Raw genomic sequence first — 14,521 nt, 5'->3', positions numbered from 1 at the left:
TGACGCGACCGACGGGCAAGCGGGCCCATCGCCCGCGTCAGGAGCGATACTGAGTTATTGCGCTGGCGCTGTCCCGCTAGGAGCGACCCGCCAGACCGTATTGGACAGATCGTCGGCCACCAGCAGGATCCGGCGCTGCGGATCGAACCAGACGCCCACGGGGCGGCCGCGCGCTTCGCCCTTGTCGGTCAGAAACCCGGTCAGGAAGTCGACCGGCTCGCCAGCGGGGCGTCCCCCCGAGAAGGGCACCCAAGCGACCTTGTATCCCGACAGATCCTGGCGGTTCCAACTGCCATGCTCGCCGATGAAGGCGCCTTCGACGAATGCTCCGCCAAAGCCCCCTTCTCGGGCGAACGAAAGCCCCAGGGCCGCGACGTGCGCCCCGAGGGCGTAATCCGGCTTCACCGCCGTCGCCACAAGTTCAGGCTTCTGAGGCCGCACGCGCGGGTCCAGGTTCTGGCCCCAATAGCTGTACGGCCACCCATAGAAGGCGCCGTCGCGCACTGAGGTGAGGTAGTCGGGAACAAGCTGCGGCCCGATCTCATCCCTCTCGTTCACGACCGCCCACAGCGCATTGCTCGACGGTTCGATCGCCAACGCCGTGGGATTGCGAATGCCGCGGGCGATAGTGCGGCGCGCGCCCGTGACGCGGTCGATAGCCCAGACGACGGCCCGCTCTTCTTCCACCGCCATGCCGCGTTCGCCGGCGTTGCTGTTGGAGCCGATCCCCACATAAAGGGTCGTCCCGTCCGCGCTGGCCGCCAGGGCCTTGGTCCAGTGGTGATTGAGCGCCGACGGCAGGCGCGTCAGCTCTTCCGGCGTAGCCGTGATCCGGGTCTGCCCTTCGACGTAAGGGAAGCTGACCAGGGCGTCCTGCTCGGCCACATAGATGCGGCCGTCGACATAGGCCAGGCCGTAGGGCGCGTTCAGTCCGTCGATGAAAATCGTGCGAACCTCGGCCCGGCCATCGCCATCCGCATCGCGCAGCAGGGTGATGCGATCGCCGCCCTTCACCTTCGTGTTGCCCTGCTTCTTGATGACCCCGGCGATAACGTCCTTGGGCCGCAGGGCCGGCGCGCCGCCCCCTCGACCCTCGGCCACCAAGATGTCGCCGTTGGGCAAGACAAGCATCTGACGCGGGATTCGCAGGTCGGTGGCCAACGCCGTCACCATGAAGCCTTCGGGCGCACGCGGCGTCTCATCGCCCCAACCGACGGGCTTGGCGATACGCATGGGCGGGACCAGGGTTTGCCGGATCCCGGGCAAATCCGGCGTCGGGCCGACTTCGTTGATCCCCTTTTCGCTTTGGCCGCAGGCGGCCAGTGCCAAGGCGCCGCCCAGGGCGCCGCACAGAAGGGCGCTCTTGCGGATCATCGGATCGCCTCCTTGTCGAGCATACCCGAATAGCGCAGCGCGCCCGCGATCAGGGCCAGCGCGCAGCACAAGATTGAGAGGGTGAAGCCGAACGCCCCTACGGAACTCCAACCGTCCTGGCTATGCTTGAAGGCGTTCACCAGACCGAGCAGGCATGCCGCGCCCAGAGCGCCGCTATACAGAAAGTCCAAGGAGGTGCGGCGGAACCTCGCCAGATCGATCAGGCTCCACAGGAATGCCGTTGCGCCAAAGATCAGGGCGCCGACGATGGCCCAGGAAGAGAAGTTGCTCCACTGAATCTGGGCCGTTCGCAGAAACGCCGCGTCCGTCGCTGCGCCCAGGCTGAACAAGGCCACCGGAAAGCTCACGAGCAACCCGTGCACCGCTCGTCCTAAACCCGCCGATCCGCTCATGACCTGCTCCCTGCCGAGGCTCCGCAATCAACAGCGCGCGCGCCGCGCGCGGTCATTCGCCGTTTCAGCTGCTCCCGGATGCTCCAGCCCTCCAGGTGCATCAGATCATTGATCGTATAGCCTTCGCGAGCGAGGGCGTCGCGTACGTCGCTAACCTTGAGACAGGCATGGTTTCGTTCAGCGATTTCAAACGCGCGTTCGATGACATGGGTCTGGTTCATGGGTCCTCCGCCTCACCCAATCCAGTTGCAGGACCGGCGGTTCCAACCTCGGCGATATGACGCAGGCGATAGTCCGGCTGACGATCGGCAGGGCCTGCGCCGATGGAAGAAGATGGCGTGCTCACGAACCGAATTCCGCCATGGGGGTTGTAAACCGTTCCTAGGTTAAGCGCCGGGGCGCACCGACCTTCGCCGAAGAGCCAGCTATTGACGAACCATACTGACGCCGAAACAGAACTGCGGACCCGCGACGCAGAGCGCATAAGCGACGAGCTCGTTGGTCTCGACTCGGGAACCAGTCCTTTCGTGGCCGCTGTTCGCGCGACGCGGATGGCTATGGTGATCACAAATCCGCGTCAGGACGATAATCCGATCGTGTTCGCCAACGATTCCTTCTGCGCCCTGACCGGCTACGATCGCGCGGAGGTTCTCGGCCGCAACTGTCGATTCTTACAGGGCCCGGACGCTGACCCGACCACTGTTGAAGAGATCCGGCGCGCGGTGCACGGGGCTCGTCCGTTGCGGGTCGATATTCTCAACAGGAAAAAGGACGGCTCGCGCTTCTGGAACCGGCTGTTTCTGGCCCCTGTGCCGGATGCCGACGGGGAGCTCGCCTACTTCTTCGCCAGCCTTGTTGATGTGACAGAAGAGCAGGAGCGTTTGGCTGCGCTGGCGCAGGACAACGCGGTTCTCGCGGCTCAACTGACGGCCAAGGCGCATCTGGAGCGGGAGCGGGATCGCGAGCTGGCCCTCGCCATGCAGGCCGGCGGCATGGGCGCCTGGAGCGTCGATGTCCGCACGCGCTCCCTCACGGACACGGAGGGTTACAGGCTCCTGATGGGCTGGGCCATCGACGAGCCGATGTCCTATGAGGATCGCCAGTCCCTCATCCATCCAGACGACCGCGAGGCTGTGAAGGCCCAGAGCCAGGCCACCATCAGCGAGGGCGCGGACTACAGCATCAACCACCGGATCGTCACTCCCGACGGCGAAACCCGCTGGATGGCCGCTCGCGGCGTGCTGATCGAAGATGCGACAGGGGCGCCTCTGCGCATCGCGGGGGTGACGACGGACATCACTCAGCAGGTCCGGTCCGAACGGATGCGGTCCGCCTTGATCGAGCTCAGCGACGCCCTGCGCGATCTTGAGGATCCGGATGACATCTCCTTCACCGCAGCCGAGATCCTTGGCAAGACGCTCGAGGTCAGTCGCGCGGGCTACGGACTCGTCGATCGCACGGCAGAGACGATCACCATCGCACGAGACTGGAACGCGCCGGGCATCAACAGTCTGGCGGGCGTTCTGAACTTCCGTAACTTCGGGTCCTACATCGAGGATCTGAAGAGCGGGCAGACCGTGCTCATCACCGACGCCCGGACCGACCCCCGCACCGCCGACGCCGGAGCCGCCCTCGAGGGCATCAGCGCGCGGGCGGTGATGAACATGCCGCTCACCGAACAAGGAGGTCTGGTGGCCCTCCTGTACCTCAACCACCGCAACGCCCGGGCTTGGCCGGACGATGAGATGGCGTTCATTCGCGATGTCGCCGAACGCACGCGCGCGGCGACCGAGCGGCGGCGAGCCGAACGCGATCTCGCCCTCTTGGCCGCCTCTCTCGAACAGAAGGTCGAGGAGCGGACGTCAGCCTTGATGGAAGCCGAATCCGCGCTCCGGCAGTCGCAGAAGATGGAAGCGGTCGGCCAGCTGACCGGCGGCATCGCGCATGACTTCAATAACTTGCTGACCGGGATCACCGGCAGCCTCGACATGATCGGCAAGCGGCTTGCCGAGGGCCGCATTTCCGAGACGGACCGCTTTATTACGGCCGCTCAGGGCGCGGCGCGCCGCGCCGCCGCCCTCACCCACCGCCTGCTCGCCTTCTCTCGTCGGCAGACGCTGGAGCCAAAGCCCACCGACATCCGCAAGCTGGTGGCCGGGATGGAGGAACTGATCGTGCGGACTATGGGGCCTTCCGTGCGCGTGGAGTCGGTCCACGGAACCGGCATCTGGCCCACCTTCGTCGACCCGGGGCAGTTGGAGAACGCGCTTCTCAACCTCTGCATCAACGCGCGCGACGCCATGCCCGACGGCGGCGTTCTGACCGTCGAATCCGCCAATCGCTGGCTGGACCGGCGCGCAGCGGCTGAAAGGGACCTGGAACCCGGCCAGTATGTCTCGCTATGCGTATCCGACACCGGCGTGGGCATGCCCGCCGAAGTCATCGCCAGGGCGTTCGAGCCCTTCTACACCACCAAGCCGATTGGCCAGGGCACCGGCCTGGGGCTGTCGATGATCTATGGTTTCGCCAAGCAGTCGGGCGGGCAGGTGCGGATTTATTCCGAACCGGGCGAAGGCACGATGGTGTGCATCTATCTTCCGCGACATCTGGGCGAGGTTGAGAACGCCGCAGACGAGCCTGCCCATGTGGAAACCCCTCGGGCGGAAGACGGCCAGACCGTACTGGTGATCGACGACGAGCCGACGGTCCGCATGCTGGCCGCTGAAGTGCTTGCCGAACTCGGCTACACGGTCATCGAGGCGGAAGACGGCAAGAGCGGTCTGGCCGTGCTGAACACCAACCGAAGCGTCGACCTGCTGGTGACAGACGTCGGTCTTCCCGGCGGCATGAACGGCCGACAGGTCGCAGACGCCGCCCGTATCGCGCGTCCTGGCCTCAAAATCCTGTTCATTACCGGCTATGCGGAAAATGCGGTTCTGAGCCACGGTCACCTGGACCCCGGCATGCAGATCATGACGAAGCCGTTCGCCACCGACGAGTTGGGTCGCCGGGTCAAGATCATCCTCGACGAGGGATAGGAACAGGCCGCACGAGGCGCCTCAAGGGCGACGTCGCACCTCCCAGTCAAGCGTCCAGCGCCCTTGCCCCGCCGGCTTCAGCTCCGACGCTGCCGCCGGGACCTGACGGTCCAGGCCATCCAGCAGCAACGACGTGCCGGAGACGGAGGCTACCGTGGCGTTCGTCTGCCAGAACGGTCCAGACATGCCGCGCATGGAAAAACGGATGTGGACCGTATCATTGACCTTGGGCATGCATACCTTCTTTCGACCTGGGACCGCCTTGTCGCGACGCCTTTTACACGGCGGTTAGGCTGACGCCTCCTCGCTTCGACAGGTCCCCGGACGGGCGTGCTATAGACGGCCGCGAACCTCCCTCCCGAAAAGGACCTCATGGCGCGACAACCTCGGATCTCGACCCGGCTTTCCGCCGCCAGCCTGACCCATCTTGGAGCGCCCCGCCTGGCCGACCTGCTGATTGAGGCGGGCGCCGGGAACGCCAATCTGAAGCGCCGGCTTCGGCTCGAACTGGCGGCCGAGATCAGTCCCGACATTCTGGCGCTGGAGATCGACAAGCGCCTGACGGCGCTGGCCGCTGCGCGCACCCGCGTCTCGTGGCGCAAGCGAGGCGAGTTGATCGACGATCTGAACGCGCACCGACGGATGATTATCGAACGCCTGGCGCCGGACGCGCTTGGTGACGCGCTCGCCATCCTCATCCGCTGGTTCGACCTCTATTCAGGGCTGGCCGCCCGCGTGAAGGACACCAAGGGCGAGCTTCCCGCCGCCTTCGCGGCCGCCTCGCCGGAACTCTTCGCCCTCGCCGAAACCGCCAGCGACGAGGCGTTGCGCGACCTCGTCGACGCGCTGCGCCGACGGCCCCAGGACTATGGACGCTGGATCGCCGCCGCCGATGAGGCTCTGGGCCCGCGCACGGCGCGAAGGCTGCTGGACGGCTTGGACGAAACGACCCGAAAGACCCCGGCGGGCCGTAACCTTCTGCGCCGCCTAGCGGACAAGGCGGAGGACCTCGACCTCTGGCTCTCGCTCGTCACCCCCGAACAGGCCGGTTCCCCGGATATCGCCGCCGACATCGCGCGCCGCCTGCTGGCGGCCGGCCGCGTCGCCGAAGCCCGCGCCGCGCTCGAAGCCGCCTTGAGCCCCTCGCCGCTCAACCGCCGCTGGACCTATGGTCGTAGCCGGACTGAGGGCGCGCCCAAACTAACCCCAGCCTGGGAGGCCGCCTCCATCGACGTGCTCGACGCGGAAGGACACGGGCAGGAAGCCCAGACGTTGCGCTGGAGCCTGTTCGAGCGCGACCTGTCGGCGCCCGTGCTTCGCGACTACCTCTCTCGGCTGCCCGACTTCGACGACGTAGAGGCGCTGGACCGAGCTTTCGCCCACGCCGCCAGCCACCCCGACTTCGAGGCGGCTCTGCACTTTCTGATGGACTGGCCCGCTCACCGCGAAGCGGCCGCCCTCGTCCTGGCGCGCCCCCGCGAAGCCCGGCAGGCCCGCTCCGCCTCTGCGGACTGGGCGTCCCGCCTCTCGCAGCGCTATCCTGAAGCGGCCGACATCTTGCTCCACGGCTGAAGCGCGAGAATTAGCCGCATGGCCAAGGCGCCGCGGCGATCGTTTCCCATGAGCAAAGGGAGGATCAACGCGATGATCGACTATAACGACCCCATCTATGTCGAATGGGACAACGCGCTTGAGGGCTTGCGAGCCGCCCATAAGGAGTATCGGCGCCGTCTGGACGAAGCGTCGGCAAAAGCCCAAGCGCGCGCGACGCTGGCTGTCGCTCAGGCTCGATACGACGAGGCGCTCAAGAAGATAGGCTGAGCGCCGGCCTGGACCGCCTTGACGGCAAAAAAAGACCCTTCGAAAGGGCTTCGAAGGGTCTCTTAATAATTGTGCCTTTTATCAGCGCCTTAGTGGCGACCCCGGCAGCGCTGCCGGAGCTCCCGAGAACGCCGCATCATTCCCACTCGAATACACAAGGTCAACTTAGAGAGCTGTATTGTTTCAAGTTTCTCAACTTTCAAACCGCGAAAACCGATCCCAAGACCGACAAAGTTTAAGCACCTTAATAACAATAAGGAAAATTGCTTGTGTAAAAAACGCGTGATCGAGACATCTTTCGAGATGTATTGACAACAACAAATGCCAAGTTTGTTATTTGTATTATTACACCCACGAACATATACAGAATACCACGCTAAGCGGCACTCCACTAAAGGGATGGTCCGCCGTCCGCAGAACGGGTCAGACTTTTCATGGGAGTGGTTCCTTCAGGATCCTGCCGGCGTCCTGGGCTTGGGATCGAGCCGGGGATGAGCATTCGTAGCGCCGCGCCTGGAGGACCTGCCGATTGAGGCGAGCGCCCCTGGCGAACCAGGTACTCCGGTCAGGTCAGGGTCCTGAAGGTTATGGAATAGCGCAGGGCCGTCATCGGCGAGATCGAATGCTCCCAGTCTCTCCGCGCCTCGCCTGACAGCCGATAGGCCGATCCGCGCGCCAACGGCGCGGCCGACCGAAGCCATCCCGTCCCTTCTTTCCGGCGCAGGCGCATCACGCAAGGCGCGAGAAAGGAAACGCCGAGGATTTCCCCGTAGACCGGCCTGTCGCGGTGCCAGCCGATACCGGCTCCGGGGGCGTATTCATTGACCAGAGCCTGGACGAAGGCCTCTTCATCAAGGTCGAGCCGTCCAGTCAGACGGCCCAGAAGCGCCTTCAGGAAATCCGGCAAGGGCGCGGCAGTCTCCAGTCGACGTCGTTCATGATCATAGCGGCGTCCGAAGGCGGCGATCTGTCGGAAGCCTTGGTAGCCCATGTGCTCATAAGGCCTGAAATCCAGCCGCTGTAGTTGCTCGACCACCGCTGCCTGCTCGCATGCCGACAGGACATCCGGCCAATAGTCGAAGCCCGGAGGCACGGCAGGCTGGGGGGCGTGCCCGAACAGGTCCGCCTGGAGCATGGCCGTCACAGCGCCAACTCGCCCAGAGAAGCCCTTGAGGGCAATCCCGGCGACGCCTTCTCCAGATTGGACAGGGTCACGCCGACAAGCCGCACGCCCCTGGTCGGCGGATAGAGGGATCGCACCAGCAGGCGGGCGATCTCGCGCAACCGTTCCTTCGACGTGACCGGCTCATTGAAGGACCGGCTCCGGGTCGATTGCTGGAAGTCCGCCCACTTGACCTTCACCGTCACGGTCCGGCCCAGCGATCCGGCCTTTTCGCACCAGGCCCAGACATCGTCCGCCATCTCCTCCAGCCCGGCTTCGATCGCCGCCGGATCGACCAGGTCGCTGGCGAAGGTGGTCTCCGAACCACTCGACTTGCGCTCGCGATCCGGATTGACCGGGCGATGATCCTCTCCCCGCGCCACCCCATGGTACCAAGCGCCGGACTTGCCGAAATGCTGCTGCAGGAAGGCCATGGACTGACGCTTCAGGTCCGCGCCGGTATCGATGCCCAGTCGGTTCATCTTCGCCGCAGTCACCGGGCCGACGCCATGGAAGCGCCTGACCGGCAGATCTTGGACAAAGGCCTCTCCCCGCCCCGGCGGCACCACGAATTGGCCGTTGGGTTTGCGCTGGTCCGAGGCCAACTTGGCCAGGAACTTATTGTAGGAAATCCCGGCCGACGCCGTCAGGCCGGTCTCCTTGAGGATGCGCAGGCGTATCTCCTCCGCAGTCGCAGAGGCCGTGGGTAGGCCCCTGACATTGGCCGTGACGTCGAGATAGGCCTCATCCAGGGAAAGGGGTTCGATCATGTTCGTGTAGTCGGCGAAGATGGCGTGAATCTGCGCCGAGACGGCGCGATAGACCTCGAACCGGGGCGGCATGAAGATCAGTTCCGGGCACTTCCCCAAGGCCGTGCTCGAGGGCATGGCCGACCGCACGCCGAACTTGCGCGCCTCATAGCTGGCGGCGGCGACCACGCCGCGCGAAGCGGCGTGGCCTACGGCGACGGGACGACCGCGCAAGGCGGGATCGTCCCTCTGCTCCACCGAAGCGAAGAAGGCGTCCATGTCCACATGGATGATCTTACGAGGCGCTGCCGTTCCCATCACGGGCATCACCTAACAGTACTGGAACAAAACAGGAACTTATTTCCACCGGAGGCGGCAGACGTCTGCGAGGCCTTCAGCCCCCGCCGCCAGGCCGCGAGGGTCGTCCGGTCCGTCAGCCCGCCGGCCGACACGATGGCCCGATGCAAATGATGAGAGTTCTCCCCATGCCGGCGGATCTGGAGATCCAGCGCGGCGGGAAAGTCCCGGGGGTCATCATGAATCTTCCACAAGGCAGCGGGATGGAGGACGAGGCAGCATCGGGCGACCTCTTCTTCTCTAAACGGGTTCGCCAACCGGCGGGGAAACGACAAGCTTCGAACTACGCACAAAAACTCCATTGGAAACATCGCCTTGCAGACGACGGATGGAGAGACGAATGTTGAGCACCCGGACCCTAATAGGCTGGCGAAGAATCTCGGGGTTATGTCAGCACCTCCTCAAAGGAAGGGCGGTCCCGGCCACTAGCGATCACTACTTCGCCTGGAGAGGGCACGATGAAGCGGCGCTTCGCTACATCTCTAACAGGCAGGGGCCCAAGGGACCGACGCCCGACACAAGCAGGGCGTGGAGCGTGGAAAGGAACCATTTCCGCCGGGAGGTCGTCTTTCTAGCGGGGGCGGTCAGGAGCAAGACTATGAAACCCGAGCAATCCAGAGGACGAGCAGGCAACGCCGCGACACCGGGCGGCAAGCCCACCCCTGATGAACCCGACGAGGGCGTGTTGCGCGTGGGCCGCGAGTCCCGCCAGCGCGCCGGCCCGGACGGTCCGGACGCGACAGTAGTCGGCGACATCTTCAAGAGGCCGCCTGATCGACGGCGGTCGAAAGAGACGGGCCCCAAAAAGTCGGCGGAGCGTCCACCGAATGGATGACCGTCCCGCGCCGCCCCTGAATCCAGAGCCCGTCTTCGGGCCGCGAGACGGCGACCTGCCGGCCTATCTCTGCAACGGCCTGATCGGCCTGAGGGTTCGAGAGGTTCCGCTCTTCCCCGGCATGGTCCTCCTCAACGGGCTCGCCGGCGCCCACCCCGAGCGCGGGATCGAAGCCGCCGCCGCCCCCTATCCTCTGTGCGGGGACCTGGCGATCGACGATCGTCTGGATGAGCGAGCAGCCCTGGGCCATCAACGATCTCCGCCAATCGTACGACTTCGCGAACGCCGAGCTCCATTCCGCCTTCACCTATCAGGTCGGGACGCGGCGCCTCTCGGTGGAGGTCGTCGCCTTCGCCAGCCGCACCGCCCCCTCGATCGTCGCCCAGGAGGTCCGGGTCACGGCCGATGGACCTTGCAGCCTAAAGTTTCGGGCTGTCGTGTCGATCGCCGCACTGACCGGACGGGTCCTCCGACGGCGGACGGATACGCCCGGCGAACCTGAGCCTGCGTGCGACGGCAGTCTCCTGTGGGAAACGGCCGAAGCGCTCGGACAATGCGGCCTGGCCATTGTCACCGAAGCCCCCGCGGCCGCCCGCCGCCAGGTCCTGGCCTGGTGCGACGCCGGGCCCCTGTGCACGGAGTATGGGATCCGGCTGGCTTCAGGACGACCTGCGCGTTTCCGGCAAGTGGCGGCCATGGTCCCCTCCGTCCTCCACGCGCGGCCTGACGAGGAGGCTGTTAGGCGTGTGGCGCGAGCCTCCCGGGACGGTTTCGACGTCCTGCGACGCTGCAACCGCGCGGCCTGGGCGGAGATATGGGAGGGTCGGATCGTCATTGTGGGCGCGAAATCGCGGCATCAGGCGCTTGTCGACGCCGCCTTCTACTACCTGAACGCTTCCGCCCACCCCGCTTCGCCGGCCTCCACCTCGATCTTCGGTCTCGCGACCTGGCGGGACTATCACTACTACTACGGCCATGTGATGTGGGATGTGGACGCCTTCTGCGTCCCGCCCCTGATCCTCATGCAGCCGGACGCGGCGCGCGCCATGCTGGCCTTCCGGAGCCGAGGACGGTCTGCTGCGGCGGCCAATGCGCGCCTTTCCAACCGTAAGGGGCTGCAATATCCCTGGGAGGCCGCGCCCGGCACCGGCCAGGAGGCGGCGCCTGGCGCCGGCGACGCCGCTCATCACGAAGATCATGTCTCCCTGCATGTGGCCCGCGCCTTCTCCCTCTTCGCGGACGCCACGGGGGACCAGAAATTTCTGAAAGAAGAGGCTTGGCCGGTTCTCAGCGGGGTGGCCGACTGGTTCGTAAGTCGCGTGAGCCGAACAGGCCGGGGATTTGAGCTTCTCCGTTCTATGGGACCGGCCGAGGTCCCTTCGCCTCCGGACAACGACGCCTTCAGTCTCATGGCCGGAGCCGACATCCTGCGGCGCGCCCTGCGGGTCGCCGAGCGCCTGCGGAAGACCGCGCCCAAGGCCTGGACGGCGGTTCTCACCGAGCTCTACTTGCCGGTGCGCTCCGACGGGGTCATCGCAGCCCATGACGGCTATGATCGCCGCGAGGAAAAAGGCGCCACGCCCTCGCCCCTGGCCGGACTGTTTCCCTATGACTATCCGGCGTCGCCCGCGATGAGCCGCAAGACGCTGGCCTTCTACCTCAAACTCTGGCCGGACTACGTCGGATCGCCGATGCTTCCCGCTCTCTACTGCGTCTGGGCGGCGATGGCCGGGGACCGAGACCTGGCGCTCAAGCTGTTTGAGGAGGGCTTCGCCGCCTACGACCGGCCCCGGTTCCACCAATGCCTCGAATACCGGCTGGATCACGCCGACGGCCCCCCGGCCGGTCCCTTCTTCGCCAACCTCGGCGGCATGCTTCTCGGCCTCTGCTACGGGCTTACAGGACTGGTGGTGGACGACGGCGAGCCGGATAGCTGGGCCCGCCGCCCGGTCACCCTGCCGGCAGGCTGGCAGGCTGTCAGAATCGGCCGCCTCCAGGTGAGAGGCCGTTCGGCGCGCCTTGTCGCGCGGCAGGGCGCCGAGCGCGCCGAGCTGTCATTTTTCTAAAAGCTAGGGCAGCGTCGCTGGCTGGCCGCTCATAGCCAGACCCCTTCTAGCTGACGGCCCCGGTCTCCCCTGCGTCCGGCCCGCATCGAAGGCGGAAGGCCAGGGGCGAAAACACTTCTTCAGTTCCACCATCTTGAATGGCCACGCCTGTCAGGCCCTGAGCCTCGAGCGACGTTGCGAGGCGCAGAGCGGCGCGGTCGTCGGATACGCAAGTGGCGAGCGCCTTCCCGCCGACTTCATAGGTGACCAGATAGGGCATTTGATCGCTCCTCGCTCCCGCCTCCTTAGTTAAGCGTCCCAGCCGGCTGGCCGACGCGCCCCCTTGAGGCTGGATCAAGGCTTGAGGACGACCTTGGTCCACTCATTGGGATTGTCGTGGAAGTTCTTGTAGGCCGTCGCCGCCTCCTCAAGGGGAAGGCGATGGCTGATGAGGTCGGTCGTGTCGATCTGACCATCCATCACCAGCTCCAGCAGCTTTGGCAGGTATTTCTGCACATGGGTCTGCCCCGTCTTCAAAGTCAGTCCCTTCTGCATGAAGGCGCCGATAGGCAGCTTGTCGCCAATCCCACCATAGACCCCGGGCATGGAGATGCGGCCGCCTTTGCGGCAGGCCATGATAGCCTCGCGCAGCACGTGCTGGCGGTCCGTGCCCAGTTTCGTCTCCTGCTTGACCGCATCGATAACGTTGTCGGGGGCAAAACCGTGCGCCTCCATGCCCACGGCGTCGATGCAGGCGTCAGGGCCGATGCCCGCCGTCATCTCCTTAAGGGCCTCCAGCACCTTAACCTCATGATAGTTGAGCACCTCGGCGCCGTTCTGTTTCGCCAGAGCGAGACGGCGCGGATGGTGGTCGATAGCGATCACCCGCGCCGCGCCCATGTGGATGGCGCTCTTGATCGTGAACAGGCCGACCGGCCCGCATCCCCAGACCACCACCGTGTCGCCCGGCTCGATCCCGGCGTTTTCCGCCGCCATCCAGCCGGTGGGGAAGATGTCCGACAGGAAGAGCACCCGCTCGTCTTCGATGCCGTCAGGCACGACGATGGGTCCGAAATCCGAATAGGGAATACGCGCATACTCGGCCTGCCCGCCGGCGTAACCGCCGGTCAGGTGCGAGTAACCGAACAGCCCGGCCGCGGGATAGCCGTAGGCGACCTCGGAGGCGTCGGACTTGTCCGCCGGGTTAGAGTTGTCGCAGGCCGAGTACTGCTCCTTGCCGCAGAAGAAACACTGGCCGCAGGCGATGACGAAGGGGACCACCACCTTCTGCCCGACCCGAAGGCTCGTACTGCCCCGTCCCACCTCGACCACCTCGCCCATGAATTCATGCCCGAGAATGTCTCCGCGGTGCATAGCGGGTATGACGCTGTCATAGAGGTGGAGGTCCGAGCCGCAGATTGCGGTCGCGGTGATCTTGATGATGGCGTCGCGAGGATTGACGATCTCCGGATCGGGGACCGTGTCCACCCGAACATCGTGTTTGCCGTGCCAGGTCAGTGCGCGCATGAAATATGTCCTTGATAATCAGCCGCGGGGAGCGGCGCCGGGAGCCTGGGAAGTGGAAACCTCCCCCGTCTCCATCAGTTGTTTGAAGCGGCGAAGTTCGCGTCGTGCCTGGATGCGCGGTTCACGCTGCATCACCTTGGCCACAAGCTTGCCCACGGCGCCGGCGAGAGGGTCATAGCTGATCATGACCCGGACCTCGGTCCCCCGCCCGAAGGCGTTGTCGCGGAACTCGACCCAGCCCTCGTGATCGACGTCCGCCGCCTCCGTGGAACGCCAGGCGATCTTTTCGCCCGGCCGGTCTTCGACGATCTCGGTTTCCAGTTCGACATCCATGCCGCCGGGCCCGGCTATGACCCAGTCGCGTCCGTCGCTGCTGACCGACCGCACATTGGCCATGAAAAGAGGAAGATTCCGGAACTCCCGCCAGAAGGCGTAGAGTTCGGATCGGGGCCGGTTGATCATGACGGCCTGGATGGACGAGGAGGCGTGATCCCCCTCATGTACGTCGTCGTTCAGAAATCCTGTCGACGCCATGTCTGCGTCGGTGCTTCTGGGCTCAGTCTGCATGGGTTCTCTCCTGGTTCCGGGGAGGCGCGGACGCCTCCTCCGATCCTAGTTTCTCGCGCGCTATGGCGAGGTCTCGAACAAGCCTGGTCCGTGTCTGGTCAAACCGCGCCTTCTCTTCGGCGGCCCGCGCCTCGAGGCCTTGCATCTCGGCGCGAACGGCTGCCGCGCTTTCGGCGTGGGCCTGATCGAGCGCCTCCAGCTCGTCAGCGAGGCGCTGGGCTCTACGGAGTTGGGCGGGGGTCCCTCCCTTGCGCGCCCTGGGTCGCGATGCACGGGGGCCGGCCTTGCTGATATCGACCGTCAATCGACGCTCGATTACTTCTCCAGGTCGTGCTCTGGCCGCCTCGGCGTCCTCAGCGTCGGGCGCTTCCCTGGCGAGGCCGGACGCGAAGATGTCCTGCCGGATGCCCCAGGCGGCGAGGGCCTTGGGCCGGGAGGCGGCAGCTACCGTGAAGCGATGGAAGCCGTCCGACCATTCAAAGAGCTTCAGTTTGGGGGCCATGGCGATCATATCGCCGCCTGGAGGCTCCCCATGGGGCCGGCGGAGGTCTGACCGGCTGGAGCTGAAACAGCGTCCTGGGCCTTGGCGACGGGGGCATCGCCGCCCCCCTGCGGACTGCAGCGGGACAGAAG

15 protein-coding genes are annotated in these 14,521 nt (G+C 65.4%); 4 read left to right on the top strand and 11 right to left on the bottom strand.

The window, feature by feature from the left end:
* Positions 1 to 54 precede the first annotated feature (54 nt).
* From H9656_RS01305 to H9656_RS01295, 3 genes are read right to left on the bottom strand one after another with little or no spacing between them, the layout of a single operon-like run.
* Positions 55 to 1,374: a PQQ-dependent sugar dehydrogenase gene (locus tag H9656_RS01305; RefSeq protein WP_191742493.1), complete on the bottom strand. Its 1,320-nt coding sequence runs from the start codon at positions 1,372 to 1,374 to the stop codon at positions 55 to 57.
* Entirely contained in the window at positions 1,371 to 1,787 is a 417-nt protein-coding gene (locus H9656_RS01300; RefSeq protein ID WP_191742492.1) for a DUF2231 domain-containing protein, read from the bottom strand. Before H9656_RS01300 ends, H9656_RS01305 begins: the two co-directional genes overlap by 4 nt.
* Positions 1,784 to 2,008 carry a hypothetical protein gene (locus H9656_RS01295; protein ID WP_191742491.1) on the bottom strand — a complete coding sequence of 75 codons (225 nt, stop codon included), beginning with the start codon at positions 2,006 to 2,008 and terminating at the stop codon, positions 1,784 to 1,786. Before H9656_RS01295 ends, H9656_RS01300 begins: the two co-directional genes overlap by 4 nt.
* A 207-nt stretch (positions 2,009 to 2,215) precedes the next feature.
* Between H9656_RS01295 and H9656_RS01290 the strand changes: the two genes are divergently transcribed.
* Complete coding sequence (locus H9656_RS01290) at positions 2,216 to 4,825, top strand: PAS domain S-box protein (protein WP_191742490.1); 2,610 nt, start codon at positions 2,216 to 2,218, stop codon at positions 4,823 to 4,825.
* Between the two features lie 21 nt (positions 4,826 to 4,846).
* On the opposite strand, the gene H9656_RS01285 is transcribed toward H9656_RS01290, so the two are convergent.
* A complete protein-coding gene (locus H9656_RS01285; RefSeq protein WP_191742489.1) occupies positions 4,847 to 5,059 on the bottom strand; it encodes a hypothetical protein in 213 nt (70 codons plus the stop codon).
* Positions 5,060 to 5,197: 138 nt separating this feature from the next.
* On the opposite strand from H9656_RS01285, the gene H9656_RS01280 reads away from it, so the two are divergent.
* Positions 5,198 to 6,397, top strand: a complete 1,200-nt coding sequence (locus H9656_RS01280) for a DUF6880 family protein (protein ID WP_191742488.1) — start codon at positions 5,198 to 5,200, stop codon at positions 6,395 to 6,397.
* Positions 6,398 to 6,415: 18 nt separating this feature from the next.
* On the top strand, positions 6,416 to 6,646 hold the full coding sequence (locus H9656_RS01275) for a hypothetical protein (protein WP_191742487.1): 231 nt from the start codon (positions 6,416 to 6,418) through the stop codon (positions 6,644 to 6,646).
* 565 nt (positions 6,647 to 7,211) lie between these two features.
* Here the strand turns inward: H9656_RS01275 and H9656_RS01270 are convergent.
* The 3 genes from H9656_RS01270 to H9656_RS14020 form a co-directional block, all read right to left on the bottom strand.
* A complete protein-coding gene (locus tag H9656_RS01270; RefSeq protein ID WP_191743708.1) occupies positions 7,212 to 7,781 on the bottom strand; it encodes an alpha-ketoglutarate-dependent dioxygenase AlkB in 570 nt (189 codons plus the stop codon).
* 5 nt (positions 7,782 to 7,786) lie between these two features.
* Positions 7,787 to 8,875 (bottom strand): DNA polymerase IV, encoded by a 1,089-nt coding sequence (dinB, locus tag H9656_RS01265; protein WP_191743707.1) that lies wholly within the window; start codon positions 8,873 to 8,875, stop codon positions 7,787 to 7,789.
* 797 nt (positions 8,876 to 9,672) lie between these two features.
* Positions 9,673 to 9,999, bottom strand: a complete 327-nt coding sequence (locus H9656_RS14020) for a hypothetical protein (protein ID WP_225212180.1) — start codon at positions 9,997 to 9,999, stop codon at positions 9,673 to 9,675.
* On the opposite strand from H9656_RS14020, the gene H9656_RS01260 reads away from it, so the two are divergent.
* The gene (locus tag H9656_RS01260; protein ID WP_225212179.1) at positions 9,977 to 11,815 is read left to right on the top strand and encodes a glycoside hydrolase family 65 protein; all 1,839 of its coding nucleotides are present in this window, start codon (positions 9,977 to 9,979) and stop codon (positions 11,813 to 11,815) included. The two genes, H9656_RS14020 and H9656_RS01260, sit on opposite strands and share 23 nt — an antisense overlap.
* A 46-nt stretch (positions 11,816 to 11,861) precedes the next feature.
* On the opposite strand, the gene H9656_RS01255 is transcribed toward H9656_RS01260, so the two are convergent.
* The 4 genes from H9656_RS01255 to H9656_RS01240 form a co-directional block, all read right to left on the bottom strand.
* Positions 11,862 to 12,074, bottom strand: a complete 213-nt coding sequence (locus tag H9656_RS01255) for a hypothetical protein (protein WP_024354050.1) — start codon at positions 12,072 to 12,074, stop codon at positions 11,862 to 11,864.
* A 74-nt stretch (positions 12,075 to 12,148) separates the two neighbouring features.
* The gene (locus H9656_RS01250) at positions 12,149 to 13,321 is read right to left on the bottom strand and encodes a zinc-dependent alcohol dehydrogenase (RefSeq protein WP_191742486.1); all 1,173 of its coding nucleotides are present in this window, start codon (positions 13,319 to 13,321) and stop codon (positions 12,149 to 12,151) included.
* A gap of 18 nt (positions 13,322 to 13,339) precedes the next feature.
* Positions 13,340 to 13,888, bottom strand: coding sequence for an SRPBCC family protein (locus H9656_RS01245; protein WP_191742485.1), 549 nt, complete (start codon positions 13,886 to 13,888; stop codon positions 13,340 to 13,342).
* The gene (locus H9656_RS01240) at positions 13,878 to 14,399 is read right to left on the bottom strand and encodes a hypothetical protein (protein WP_024354048.1); all 522 of its coding nucleotides are present in this window, start codon (positions 14,397 to 14,399) and stop codon (positions 13,878 to 13,880) included. Before H9656_RS01240 ends, H9656_RS01245 begins: the two co-directional genes overlap by 11 nt.
* Positions 14,400 to 14,521: the final 122 nt, after the last annotated feature.

The sequence above is a fragment of the Brevundimonas guildfordensis genome (assembly GCF_014836405.1).
Classification (GTDB): domain Bacteria; phylum Pseudomonadota; class Alphaproteobacteria; order Caulobacterales; family Caulobacteraceae; genus Brevundimonas; species Brevundimonas guildfordensis.
This window is presented reverse-complemented; position numbering and strand designations above follow the sequence as displayed.

Bases quoted from the DNA above. Each gene is read 5' to 3' on its own strand.
- H9656_RS01255 (WP_024354050.1), bottom strand. From the start codon at position 12,074: ATGCCCTATCTGGTCACCTATGAAGTCGGCGGGAAGGCGCTCGCCACT.
- H9656_RS01280 (WP_191742488.1), top strand. From the start codon at position 5,198: ATGGCGCGACAACCTCGGATCTCGACCCGGCTTTCCGCCGCCAGCCTG.
- H9656_RS01240 (WP_024354048.1), bottom strand. From the start codon at position 14,399: ATGATCGCCATGGCCCCCAAACTGAAGCTCTTTGAATGGTCGGACGGC.
- H9656_RS01270 (WP_191743708.1), bottom strand. From the start codon at position 7,781: ATGCTCCAGGCGGACCTGTTCGGGCACGCCCCCCAGCCTGCCGTGCCT.
- H9656_RS01300 (WP_191742492.1), bottom strand. From the start codon at position 1,787: ATGAGCGGATCGGCGGGTTTAGGACGAGCGGTGCACGGGTTGCTCGTG.
- H9656_RS14020 (WP_225212180.1), bottom strand. From the start codon at position 9,999: ATGGCCCAGGGCTGCTCGCTCATCCAGACGATCGTCGATCGCCAGGTC.
- H9656_RS01295 (WP_191742491.1), bottom strand. From the start codon at position 2,008: ATGAACCAGACCCATGTCATCGAACGCGCGTTTGAAATCGCTGAACGA.
- H9656_RS01250 (WP_191742486.1), bottom strand. From the start codon at position 13,321: ATGCGCGCACTGACCTGGCACGGCAAACACGATGTTCGGGTGGACACG.
- H9656_RS01275 (WP_191742487.1), top strand. From the start codon at position 6,416: ATGGCCAAGGCGCCGCGGCGATCGTTTCCCATGAGCAAAGGGAGGATC.
- H9656_RS01245 (WP_191742485.1), bottom strand. From the start codon at position 13,888: ATGCAGACTGAGCCCAGAAGCACCGACGCAGACATGGCGTCGACAGGA.
- H9656_RS01260 (WP_225212179.1), top strand. From the start codon at position 9,977: ATGAGCGAGCAGCCCTGGGCCATCAACGATCTCCGCCAATCGTACGAC.
- H9656_RS01305 (WP_191742493.1), bottom strand. From the start codon at position 1,374: ATGATCCGCAAGAGCGCCCTTCTGTGCGGCGCCCTGGGCGGCGCCTTG.
- dinB (WP_191743707.1), bottom strand. From the start codon at position 8,875: ATGGGAACGGCAGCGCCTCGTAAGATCATCCATGTGGACATGGACGCC.
- H9656_RS01285 (WP_191742489.1), bottom strand. From the start codon at position 5,059: ATGCCCAAGGTCAATGATACGGTCCACATCCGTTTTTCCATGCGCGGC.